Origin of the sequence: Sphingobacterium cavernae, assembly GCF_008520265.1 — a bacterium.
Classification (GTDB): domain Bacteria; phylum Bacteroidota; class Bacteroidia; order Sphingobacteriales; family Sphingobacteriaceae; genus Sphingobacterium; species Sphingobacterium cavernae.
In genome coordinates this window covers 1-12,065 of the sequence record NZ_VIQM01000042.1, presented here as the reverse complement: position 1 = coordinate 12,065, position 12,065 = coordinate 1, and the positions used below count along the sequence as shown (strand labels likewise).

Sequence of the window (12,065 nt, the reverse complement as noted above, 5' to 3'; positions counted from 1 at the left end):
CATTTAAAAATTTTAAAACAATGAAAAAGATCCTTTTTATGGTGTGTACGGCACTTATGCTTGTCGTAGCACCGTCTGCAAAAGCACAATTTGTAGTTACCGATCCAGCAAATCTTGCATCGGGTATTCTCAATTCTGCTAATGAAATCGTCCAAACTTCTTCGACTGTGAGCAATGTGGTCAAGAATTTTAAAGAGGTTGAAAAAGTCTATAAGCAAGGGAAAGAGTATTACGACAAGTTGAAAGCCATCAACAATTTGGTAAAAGATGCTCGTAAAGTACAGCAGACTGTTTTGTTAGTGGGCGATGTTTCCGAAATGTATGTGCAGAATTTCAGTAAAATGATGAATGACCCCAATTTCACTCCACAAGAATTGGTCGCTATCGGCAATGGCTATTCTGCCTTACTGAATGAAAGTACCGAGCTGCTGAAGGAATTAAAGCAAATCGTAACCTCATCAAGCCTCTCGCTGAATGACAAAGAGCGTATGGACATCATCGACCGTGTGTATAAAGAAGTAAAAGACTACCACAGTCTGGTTCGCTATTACACCAACAAGAATATTTCGGTAAGCTACCTGAGAGCAAAAAAGAAAAACGATGCCAAAAGAGTGATTGATCTCTCCAGAACTTCTAACCAAAAATACTGGTAACAATGGAATGGAATAATCTTCATGAAGTTTTGCGCTCACTGTACGATGATATGATGCCGCTTGCAGGCGATATGGCTGCAGTAGCAAAAGGTCTGGCAGGATTGGGAGCTTTGTTCTATGTAGCATTAAAGGTTTGGCAGGCGTTAAGCCGTGCCGAACCTATTGATGTGTTTCCGCTCTTACGTCCCTTCGCTTTAGGGCTTTGTATTATGTTCTTCCCGACCATTGTGTTAGGAACCATTAATGGCGTACTAAGCCCTGTGGTTACCGGAACACATAACATCCTCGAAGACCAAGTGCTTGACCTGAATAAATTACAAGAACAAAAAGATAAGTTGGAATACGAAGCAATGGTCAGAAATCCTGAAACAGCCTATATGGTATCCGTTGAGGAGTTTGATAAAAAATTGGAAGAGTTAGGCTGGTCGCCATCTGACATCGGAACAATGGCAGGAATGTATATGGACAGACAAGCTTATAAGATTGAAAAGGCGATAAAAGATTGGTTTCGAAATCTATTAGAAATATTGTTTCAAGCAGCGGCTTTGGTCATTGATACCATACGGACGTTTTTTCTGATTGTCTTGTCCATACTCGGACCGATAGCTTTTGCTATTTCCGTCTGGGACGGTTTTCAATCCACACTCACACAATGGCTCACACGATACGTCAGTGTTTATCTCTGGCTTCCCGTTTCGGATTTATTCAGTTCGATGTTGGCACGAATACAAACACTGATACTCGAAAGAGACATTGAAATGCTTGTCGACCCAAATTATATCCCAGATACCTCAAATACGGTTTACATCATCTTTATGATTATCGGTACTGTAGGCTACTTCACAATACCAACCGTAACAGGCTGGATTATTCAAGCAGGTGGTGCAGGAAACTTTACCCGAAACGTAAACTCTACAGCCATGAAAGCAGGAAACATTGCCGGAGCTGGGGCAGGTTTAACCGTTGGAAATATCGGAGGAAAATTAATGGGAAAATAAACAATAAATCAATTTAAATAATGGAATTTAAAACGCTAAGAAATATCGAAAACAGCTTTAGGCAGATAAGATTATATGCCATTGCATTTGCGATTCTCTGCAGCAGCGTGGTGGGATATGCCGTGTGGCAGTCTTACCGCTTTGCAGGAGAACAACGGCAAAAAATATATGTACTAGATGACGGCAAATCATTAATGCTGGCTTTATCACAAGATGCCAGTATCAACCGACCGGTTGAGGCACGGGAACACGTCAGACGTTTTCACGAACTGTTCTTTACACTTGCTCCCGACAAAAATGCTATTGAAAGCAATATGAAACGGGCGTTTCACCTAGCCGACAAAAGTGCTTTTTATTACTACAAAGACCTTTCGGAAAAAGGATATTATAACCGTATTATATCGGGTAATGTGCAGCAGCGCATTGAGGTGGATAGTGTAATCTGCAATTTTGATAGCCATCCGTATGCAGTACGAACCTACGCAAAACAGTTTATCATCCGATCGAGCAATGTAACCCGACGTAACCTGATTACATCTTGTTTTCTTGTCAATTCTGTTCGGTCAGACAACAATCCACAGGGCTTCAATATTGAAAAATTTGCCGTGGTAGAAAACAAAGATATCGAAGTTATAGAACGCTAAAATCTAGTTATGAAAAAATTAAGAGCAAATATAGACCGGTACTTCGATAAGCTGGACGATCGTTGGCGAGCATTGCCTCTACGCAAACAACACCAATATACACTGTACTTCTTTATTGGCTACTTTCTACTTACGGTAGCTGTTGTCGGCAAAGTCATGTACTATACAGGAAAGTCCGGAAACGATATGCACATCAAGCATATCGAAAACCCTGTCCTTAAAAGTAAAATGCCTGCGAACTTGCAGGACAGTCTATCAACAATTCTAAAAAATAAGATCTATGAACGAAAATGAAAACAAAAAATCGGTTGTTCGGGTAACTGAGGGGAATCCGAAAGAAACTGCTCATGTGTTGCAAAACGACACACAGACTAATAAAGAAAAGCTTAAAAAGCCTTTAATATTCGGTTTAATGACGATTGTTTTTGCAGGTTGTATGTACCTCATCTTCAAACCATCTGAAGATAAAAAGTCGACAGGAAACATTGGGTTGAACGATGCTGTTCCCCAAGCTACCGAAGCTGGAATGCCCGATGATAAAGGTAAAGCTTACGAACTGGATATGTTGGAACAAAAAGATCAGGAAAAACGCAATGCGCTGACAACACTATCCGATTATTGGAATGAAGATAGTTCTTCTGCCAACAATGAAGCCAATATTACGGAAGAAAATGCGAACAACGGTTTTAGCGGTAACAGTAATTCTGGTCGCTTTGGCAACTCTAATTTAGACAGCTATCGAAATTCACAAAATGCTTTGGGTTCATTTTATCAGGACAGTTCCGAAACCATGGAGCTTCGCAGACAACTGGACGAACTGAAAGAACAATTAGCAGACAGAGATGTTCCGAAACCTACCACAGTGGACGACCAGCTCTCCTTAATGGAAAAATCTTACCAAATGGCAGCGAAATATCTTCCGCAAAATATAAGTTCTGGAACTAATGTCCTAGCCAATGGTAATGCTTCCGTAGCTACAACAGCCAACCCAACCAACCAAAAGGAGCAATTTGTATCGTTCACGGCAACAAGAAGGAACATTGTATCAGCCTTGTATCGTGAACCGTCGGATAGTGCGTTTACGGCCGATTGGAGCCAAGCAAAGAACCGTGGTTTTTATACCGAAGGCTCTAATGAACAGACAATACAGCCTAAAAATAGTATCAAAGCCTGTGTACGCGAAACCCAAACGGTAGTTGGCGAAACAGGTGTTCGCTTACGACTGCTAGAGCCTGCTAAAACACCTCAACGTATCATTCCAAAAGGAACGATTGTAACAGCAAATGCCAAATTTCAGAACGGCAGGTTACAGTTAAAAATAAGCTCGGTAGAACTGGAGGGCAATATCATTCCAGTAGATATTACCATTTATGATTTGGACGGACAGCAAGGTTTGTTTGTTCCATACTCGCCTGAAAGAAATGCGGTTACGGACATTGTAGCCAATATGGGCAATGCCACAGGATCGAGCTTCAGTATGAGTTCTACTCCTGGACAGCAGATTACTTCTGACCTCAGTAAAAGTGCGGTGCAAGGTATTTCAGGTTATTTCGCCAAAAAGGTAAGAACGCCCAAGGTTACACTGAAAGTAGGACATCAAGTTTTCCTGGTATCTAAAAAATAATGTTGAACTCAAATAAATAAAACAATGAAAAATCATTTAAAAACCTTTTGGGCTATTGCCTTGATACTCGGCTTTGCCGCACAATCTTATGCACAAGACAGCATCAAAACACCACTTGCATTGGGCAAGATTGAACCCTATAAAATGGAAGTTACTTACGATAAAACTTCTCATTTGATTTTCCCAACCGCCATTCGTTACGTGGACTTAGGTAGTGAGTTCCTGATTGCGGGGAAAGCCGAAGATGCGGAAAACGTTTTACGTGTAAAAGCATCGGTAAGGGACTTTGAGCCGGAAACTAATTTTTCTGTTATCACGAACGACGGACTTTTTTATAGCTTCAACGTGTATTACAGTTCCTATCCCGAAGCATTGAGCTACAATTTACAAACGATGCAAAAAGCGGTGGATAAAGCCAGTGGAAACGAGGTGCTTTTTGAGGAACTAGGGAATAATTCTCCATCGCTAGCAGGTTTATTATTGGAAACCATTTACAAAAAGGACAAACGCATCGTAAAACATATTGGTGCCAAAAGTTTCGGCATTCAGTTTATTCTGAAAGGCATTTACATCCACAACGGAAAATACTATTTCCATACCGAATTACGCAACAGTACCAATGTACCTTTTGGGATTGATTTTATCAATTTCAAAGTGGTGGATAAAAAAGTCGCCAAGCGAACCGTGGTACAGGAACATGCTTTAACGCCTTTAAGAACGTACAAGCCATTAGATGAAATCAACGGAAAAGCGACCGAACAAAACGTGTTTCTGTTAGACCAATTTACCATTGCCGATGACAAGGTTTTACTGATTGAAATCTACGAGAAAAACGGTGGCAGACATCAAATATTGCAGGTCGAAAATTCCGACTTAATCCAAGCTCGTTTGATTAACGATATGCACCTAAAATTTTAATAACTTTTTAAAGTAATCAGAATGAAAAAGTATATCTATACAGTGATACTCCTTGTAATAGGGATCACAGTTACACAGGCACAAAGGATGTTGCCGAAGCAAAAAGGACTGGAACTAAGTACAGGTGCATTATCCAACGATAAGATTGGTAATGATTATTACATCAGTGCTGCAATGACCATAAACGGCAAAAATGGTAATTATCAGCTTTGGGCATTGGAATACACCCACCAATACCACAATTACAAAGAGCTGTATATACCACAGGAAACTTATACCGCCGAAGGCGGTATAAGTTTCTTTTTGTTGGGCGATGCTCGAAAAAATATCACGCTGAATTTAGGTATAACAGGGGTAGTAGGTTACGAAGCCATCAATCGTAGCGAAGCAACCCTATATGACGGAGCGGAGATACTGAGCGAGGATAATTTTATCTATGGTGGTGGCGGTCGATTAACTTTTGAAACGTATCTGTCAGACCGTTTTGTATTGATTCTGCAAGGACGTACAAAGATATTATGGGGTACAGATCTGCAACAATTCCGACCATCGGCAGGTGTAGGATTAAGGTTTAATTTTTAAAACGTAGAAATAATGATAGCAATATACAATAAATTCAGAACAGGTTTACTACCATTATATGTATTTCTGATGATCCTCACAGCTTCTGCTTCTTTGGTATCTTGTAGTATAGACGATGAATTGGAAATAAAGAATAATTTTCCTTTTGAGGTTAATGTAATGCCAGTACCCAAAGATGTTACCAAAGGGCAAAAAGTAGAAATACGAATTACTATAAAAAACGCAGGTAATTACACCAATAGACAGTATTTTCTTCGATACTTCTAGTTTGATGGTACAGGAACGTTGCAGTATTACGATGAACCTCCATATCAACCGAACGATTTGTACCAATTACCAACGGAGCAATTCCGATTGTATTATACTTCAACGTCTGCGGTATCACAATCCTTTGATGTTTGGATTTCGGACAGCTTCGGGAACGAAAAACAGATGAATTTCCAATTTAATAGTAGTGATTAAAGAAATAGAAGTCCTGTCCAATGTGGTGGGACTTCTTATTTTACCCCGTCTGCATTTTGATTTTTTGTAATGTAGTGAAACGGTATTTTTCGTAAATTCAAACAGTAGAAGTAAAGTGTTTTTATTATGGTTTCATCATTAGTTATTGGGATACTATTTTTGGTTTTAGGCTTGGGACTTCGTTACTGGATTAACCGGAGAAAGTTCTACAGAAGAAGCTCTATGGGAGCAGAGGGCTTTTCCTCCTATGAAAAGTTGGTTGGTATTAAGTTTATTGAACGGGTTGGTAAATGGATAGCTTACGCTTTGATTATCTTTGGACTATTATCATTATGGGTTTATTCTCGTGAAAAAAACGATAAGTCACAGAATTTAGAAATTAGCAACCCCAAGACTTTTTAGAGAAATGATAAATTAAACTTTTTAAAATCTCTCTGTAGAGGTAAAAATAAGATAATTTAGACAACTGTAATAATTACTATTAAGACACCGAATGAGTAACAACGAAAACTTCAAAATTATAGCTATTAAAGTTGGTGAAATGTTACCAACTAAAAACACTCATAAAAATTCTTCATTGACTTTAGATGCTTTGAAGAATTTAAAAAGCAATCAAATTTACCAATTTCGAAATGAATATCTATTTCGGGAAAATGATTTTTCTGAAATAGATTACTTACCTAAAACGGATGTCAATTTATACGAACTAAAAACCTCAATAAATAATATTCCAATTAACATTAATGCTGTTGTAGGTGGAAATGGTTCAGGAAAAAGCACTCTAATAGAATTATTATACTGGGCAAATTACAATATAGGAAGTATTCTAAATTTATTAGAAGATGAGAATCATAAAAAACGGAAACCTTTTAAATTTTTAGACTTTGAACTTTTGTATTCTGTGGATTTGAATACACTAATAAATATTGTTTTTAAAGAAGGTAATGTTTACAAACAAAGCTATAAACAAAACAACAATAAGTTTGTAGCTGATGTTTCAAAACAAGAGATTAAAGGTATTGATGACTTACAACAGTTCTTTTATACGATAGTTGTTAATTACTCTCATTACGCATTGAACTCTCTAGAAATTGGAGATTGGATTAATCCTTTATTTCACAAAAACGATGGCTATCAAACACCAATTGTATTAAATCCTATGCGGACTAATGGTGATATTGATATCAACAAAGAAAAGTATTTGCTGACGAGACGATTATTAGCCAATCTTCTTGAACCTGTAGCTGCGGGACAAGAAGAAAAAAGTTTACGCAATATTGCAAACGATAAAATTGCATCTGCTTTGGAACTGTCATACAATCCTAATCCTAATGCAACCTTAGAAGAGCCCATAGATTCAACAGTAAGAGAAAAATTAATTGAAGCATTTCAGCAATATTTTGAATTTCAAGTGACAGAAGAACAACTTAATGATGATTTATTTGTGAACGTTACACTTTCGTACATTCATAAAAAACTTATTAAAATGGCTTTTTCTGACTATAAAACATTTAAAAGATACAGAGAAGGTACAAAAGTAAGAGGTATAAAATACATAAATGCATATATCAAAAGGATCAAAGAAAGTGACAGCCACGCAGTATTCAAGGTAAAAGGAGCTATTCTTTATTTAAAATATTACCAGACTTTGTTACCTAATCTAGATTTTAAAAAATCATTCAGAATAGAAATTGATGGGTTATCACAAAAAATACAGGAAATACAGAAAAAAGAATCATTTATGGTGAATACCTTTATGATGTCGCCTCCTTCTTATTTCTATATTAACATAGTACCAAAAGATGGTTCTTCATTTGGTTCTTTAAGTTCTGGAGAAAAACAAAAAATACATAGTGTTAGTTCTATTGTATATCATCTTATTAATCTCAATTCGGTTGAACAACTGAAGGAAGAAAAAGCAGAAGAATCTGAAAAAATAATTCACTACAATTATATCAACATCATATTAGATGAAATAGAACTTTATTATCATCCGGAATGGCAAAGGACATATATTGCTGATCTATTAGATTATATTGGGAAAATTAATCCTGAAAATTTAAAACACATTAGAGGGTTAAACATAACCTTTCTAACACATTCACCATATATTTTATCAGACATTCCAAACGCTTTTGTGTTAAAACTACATAAAGGGAAACCTTACGAAGAAGGAAATGAAACCTTTGGTGCAAATGTTCACGACCTTTTAGCAAATGATTTTTTTATGCAAAAAGGATTTATGGGAGAATGGGCGAAAAGTAGAATAAAATCTGTTATTGAAAGCCTTACATTAAAGATTAATAATAAAAGGATCGAATTACTTAACAGTTTATTGAAAACTGAGACTGACAAAAGTAAGATTGCTTCAATAAATAGAGATATAAAATTTTTAGAAAATGAAAATTCTAGGTACACAGAAATAGAACAAACTCAATGTTCCGCTATTATATCAATAGTTGGTGAACCTGTCCTGTACAATAGTTTAATGGAATTGTATAGTCAAGCATTTCCAAATGATGAAACCGATTTTATTCAATCACAAATTGACAAATTAACTAAATTATTAAGCAAAAAATAGTGATTTCATTACATATAAATAAAGTAAAAAGTGTTCAGGACTTTTTCAAATCAGAAATTAATAAACAAAGAAGTTCTGCACTACAAGAACTTCAGGCGATTAACGCAAATATATTTAGTCAAGCTGAACAAACTTACCTTAACAACGTTATTATTCAATTTCAAGATATTTCATTTTTGGCAAAAACACCAATTGAAATAGAAATAATCAAACAACAAATTGGACAATTACCAGCGAATTCACTCTTTCAAGCAAACGGCAAACCTGCGAAAATGCAGTTAACTCATTATATACAAAATGCTCTCGATTATACGGGATTACGTTCAAGTTTTTATCCAGAATATTTTAGAAAAATAGGCATAAAATCCTGTGTTTATTGTAATTCTCAATTGACAGTTACCATTCATAAACAAGGTAATACGATTGGAGCAAGATTTGAAGTTGACCACCATTATCCTAAAAGAGATTTTCCGTTTTTAAGCATATCGTTATTTAACTTGTATCCTTGTTGTGCTTCTTGCAACAAAAGAAAGAGTGTTACACCAGTCAATTTTTTGCTATATACCGATAATCCTTCAAAAGTAGTAAAATCGGAATACAACTTGGAAATCACTAAGGCTTCCGAATGCGATTATTTGGTAACAAAAGATGCTGAAAGCATTGAAATTCTATTTAATGATGTATCTATACCAGTAACTGGTCATAAATCGCTTCAAGATGCTTTTAGCATAAAGGAAATTCACGACACTCAAAAAGACATTATTGCGGAATTGATTATCAAGAATCAGATTTATAATGAAAGTTTTAAAAATATTCTTCAAAAAAGTTTTTCCAAATTATCATTATGTCAAAATGATTTTGACAGAGTAATTATAGGTAATTATACCAAAGAAAAAGATATTCATAAAAGACCATTTAGCAAGCTAACAATGGACATAGCAAAACAATTAGGATTAATCAAATAAAAAATAGAATCTCTTTAGATAAAAATCGGATAGCCCAAAAGGATATCCGACTTTTATTTACACAGTATGGTGGAGATGCTACCTTTAAAGCGAGACAGATTTAGATAGTAATTTTAAATTTGTAGAAATGCATAGAAAATTTGATGATTCGTTTAAGATCATGGCGGTCGAATTGAGCGTTGTTAAGGGGTCTGTAGCCGATGTGTAGCTAAGGAATTAGACATAGACCCCAGTTTGCTCAGTAAGTGGCGTAGAAACCCACGTTATAATGGTAATAAAGTTTTACCTGACAATCCCAAAATTAGCCCAGAGGAACAGGAGTTGAGAATTTTGCGTAAAAAAAAATTAAGAGAAACAGAATTAGAGCGTGATATATTAAAAAAGGCCATAGCCATCTTCTCCAGGGGAGACGGTCCATATACCGGTTCATAAAGGCGAACCGAGAGATATATTCCGTAGAGAAGATGTGCGAAGTATTGAACGTTAGCAGCAGTTGTTTTTATCGTTGGCTGGTTTCTCCGGAGTCCCCCAGTGAACAGCGAAGCAAAGCACTTCTGGATAAAATACAGCAGGTACACAGTAAGTATATCTATGGTAGTCCAAGGATAACCGCAGAGCTACATAAAAAAGGTGAAATGGTATCAAGAAGCTATGTTGCAAGGTTGATGAAGAAACATGGGATACGAAGTAAGGTCAAGAAAAAATATAGGGTGACCACCGATTCGAGCCATAGCTATGGGATAGCTGAAAATCTCCTCCAAAGAGATTTTTCAGCGGATGCCCTGTCACAGAAATGGGTTGGCGACATTACCTATATCCAAACTGACAAAGGGTGGCTTTATCTAACAACAGTCATTGATCTGGCGGACAGAAAAGTCATCGGATGGTCTTTGAGTACTGATATGACCGCTAAAAACACTTCTGTAGAAGCCATAAGGATGGCTATTAAAAACCGGGGTGTCAAAGAAGGACTTATCTTCCATTCAGATAGAGGGATCCAATATGCCTGCGATGAATTCAGGGAGGTAATTGTAGAAAACAGGATACTTCAAAGCATGAGCAGAAAAGCGAATTGCTGGGACAATTCGGTTGCTGAGAGCTTTTTCAAGACATTAAAGGCTGAAATGGTCTATCATAGAAAATTCATGGATCAGCAGTCAGCTAAATTGGAGATCTTTGGATACATTGAAGGATTTTATAACACTAAAAGAACCCATTCTGCTCTGGGTTATAAGACACCCAGACAGATCGAAGAAATGCTATTGGAAAAAGAAAAAATGGCAGCATAAAAAAAGTCTCCTATTTTAAGTTGCAATTCCAGCCCAATCTTTATCGGATTGGGCTATAATTAATACTAGAATCGTATCTTCAAAGGATCACAAGTCAAAGCTTATTATATAATATATTGAAAATACTATCTTCCGGAGATTTTATGGCCTTGCATTCATAATATATTTTTTCTCGATTCCCCAAAACGGTTATACTAAAGGGTATAGTATCATTATTAATATCATTTACATTATAACTATATTCATAGTCCTCTACTTTACCGATCGCCTGAATAACTCCATCATCTTTTTTAAGTTCTTCGTATGCCTGTAAAATAAATGATGGTGTATCACTATAAATTAAGTAATTTGTAACTTTTGAAAACACAAAAGCCAAAGCAGCAAAACAACCTATATATATAAAGATATTTCTATTTAGTTTTCTTTTCATTCTCAATATTCACTTTCACCTCAATACCTAATAAAAATTTAGCCCCAAATTCAAATCCTGTATTTCTTTTAACACTAACATTTCCCTTTGAATCAGTTTCTCTAGAAATAGAAACTACTCCTCCTCTATTTACATAAGAAGTACCGACTTTAGTCTTGTAATCTGAAGAAACAGGCACACCTCCTCCATTTTCAATTTTTTGGCTTTGGCTAATTTCACCGCCAAACCCAGCTAGAGATATTCCTAGTTTATTCTCAACTTCAATCCCACCAGAAGATTTTGATGGAGCTCTATCAACCATCTCTACTGTACCTAGTTTTTCCGTCAGACTAGCTTTACCATTCTTTATTTCTAACTTTTGCTCTGAAGTCTTTACACTTAACGGGGATACATCCGCTTCAAGTATATCTCCAACCTTTACACCTGCTTGAATACCAACTGATGTATTCAGTTCAATATTAATTTTTGGAAGGTTATTAACGTAATTAGATATATTATTTTTGATTTTCTCAAAGAAACCAGGAGGAGGGTCTTGCCAAAACATCCCATCCGGATCGATAAATCTTATCGGATTATTACGAGTATAGTTATATGGAGACCACGCTCTATCCTTCTCCGCCAACGGATCCACCACGTTCCACCGTCCGATCTCGCTGTCATAGAACCTTGCCCCGTAATCCTGCTGATCGCCTAGCTCCGATTGTACTTCCTTACCATTGTAAAGATACTTATTTATTCCTGCTTTTAGGGTTCTCTGTTTTCCAAATGGATAGTAATCCGTTTGTTGTACTGTTTCTATTACAGTGGTTGTAGGATTCTTGAACAACACAGCTCGTACATTACCTAGATGATCCGTTAAGTTATAGTGATAGGTGTAAGTATTGTTTGACGCGTTGCGTTGTAGATAACCCTCGCTCGT

Annotated in this window: 13 protein-coding genes and 2 pseudogenes; 13 read left to right on the top strand and 2 right to left on the bottom strand. The window is 36.4% G+C overall.

Going from position 1 to position 12,065, the window contains the following annotated elements; all coding sequences use genetic code 11:
* Nucleotides 1-20 precede the first annotated feature (20 nt).
* From FLS47_RS08850 to FLS47_RS08790, 13 genes and pseudogenes are all read left to right on the top strand, one after another.
* Nucleotides 21-653 (top strand): DUF4141 domain-containing protein, encoded by a 633-nt coding sequence (locus FLS47_RS08850; RefSeq protein WP_149914017.1) that lies wholly within the window; start codon nt 21-23, stop codon nt 651-653.
* A 2-nt stretch (nt 654-655) separates the two neighbouring features.
* A complete protein-coding gene (traJ, locus tag FLS47_RS08845; protein ID WP_149914016.1) occupies nt 656-1,651 on the top strand; it encodes a conjugative transposon protein TraJ in 996 nt (331 codons plus the stop codon).
* Between the two features lie 20 nt (nt 1,652-1,671).
* Nucleotides 1,672-2,295, top strand: coding sequence for a conjugative transposon protein TraK (gene traK / locus FLS47_RS08840; RefSeq protein WP_149914015.1), 624 nt, complete (start codon nt 1,672-1,674; stop codon nt 2,293-2,295).
* 9 nt (nt 2,296-2,304) lie between these two features.
* Nucleotides 2,305-2,589, top strand: coding sequence for a nitrogen regulatory IIA protein (locus tag FLS47_RS08835; RefSeq protein WP_149914014.1), 285 nt, complete (start codon nt 2,305-2,307; stop codon nt 2,587-2,589).
* Nucleotides 2,576-3,919, top strand: a complete 1,344-nt coding sequence (gene traM / locus FLS47_RS08830) for a conjugative transposon protein TraM (RefSeq protein ID WP_149914013.1) — start codon at nt 2,576-2,578, stop codon at nt 3,917-3,919. The genes FLS47_RS08835 and traM overlap by 14 nt, the downstream gene beginning before the upstream one ends.
* A gap of 24 nt (nt 3,920-3,943) precedes the next feature.
* Nucleotides 3,944-4,837 carry a conjugative transposon protein TraN gene (gene traN, locus FLS47_RS08825; protein ID WP_149914012.1) on the top strand — a complete coding sequence of 298 codons (894 nt, stop codon included), beginning with the start codon at nt 3,944-3,946 and terminating at the stop codon, nt 4,835-4,837.
* A 21-nt stretch (nt 4,838-4,858) separates the two neighbouring features.
* On the top strand, nt 4,859-5,419 hold the full coding sequence (locus FLS47_RS08820; protein WP_149914011.1) for a conjugal transfer protein TraO: 561 nt from the start codon (nt 4,859-4,861) through the stop codon (nt 5,417-5,419).
* A gap of 12 nt (nt 5,420-5,431) precedes the next feature.
* Nucleotides 5,432-5,881 (top strand): annotated as a pseudogene (locus tag FLS47_RS08815) (DUF3872 domain-containing protein).
* Between the two features lie 126 nt (nt 5,882-6,007).
* Nucleotides 6,008-6,283: a molybdenum ABC transporter permease gene (locus FLS47_RS08810; protein WP_149914010.1), complete on the top strand. Its 276-nt coding sequence runs from the start codon at nt 6,008-6,010 to the stop codon at nt 6,281-6,283.
* Nucleotides 6,284-6,374: 91 nt separating this feature from the next.
* Nucleotides 6,375-8,462: an AAA family ATPase gene (locus FLS47_RS08805; RefSeq protein ID WP_149914009.1), complete on the top strand. Its 2,088-nt coding sequence runs from the start codon at nt 6,375-6,377 to the stop codon at nt 8,460-8,462.
* Nucleotides 8,462-9,427, top strand: coding sequence for a hypothetical protein (locus tag FLS47_RS08800; protein ID WP_149914008.1), 966 nt, complete (start codon nt 8,462-8,464; stop codon nt 9,425-9,427). The genes FLS47_RS08805 and FLS47_RS08800 overlap by 1 nt, the downstream gene beginning before the upstream one ends.
* A 216-nt stretch (nt 9,428-9,643) precedes the next feature.
* Nucleotides 9,644-9,859: pseudogene (locus FLS47_RS18995) on the top strand (transposase); the annotation flags it as partial.
* On the top strand, nt 9,802-10,716 hold the full coding sequence (locus tag FLS47_RS08790; RefSeq protein ID WP_149914007.1) for an IS3 family transposase: 915 nt from the start codon (nt 9,802-9,804) through the stop codon (nt 10,714-10,716). The pseudogene FLS47_RS18995 and the gene FLS47_RS08790, both read left to right, overlap by 58 nt.
* 94 nt (nt 10,717-10,810) lie before the next feature.
* Here FLS47_RS08790 and FLS47_RS08785 read toward each other — a convergent pair whose 3' ends face one another.
* Both FLS47_RS08785 and FLS47_RS08780 read right to left on the bottom strand, forming a co-directional pair.
* Nucleotides 10,811-11,146 carry a hypothetical protein gene (locus FLS47_RS08785; RefSeq protein ID WP_149914006.1) on the bottom strand — a complete coding sequence of 112 codons (336 nt, stop codon included), beginning with the start codon at nt 11,144-11,146 and terminating at the stop codon, nt 10,811-10,813.
* The coding region (locus tag FLS47_RS08780; RefSeq protein ID WP_149914005.1) for an RHS repeat domain-containing protein at nt 11,127-12,065 on the bottom strand (939 nt) is incomplete at its 5' end. The genes FLS47_RS08785 and FLS47_RS08780, both read right to left, overlap by 20 nt.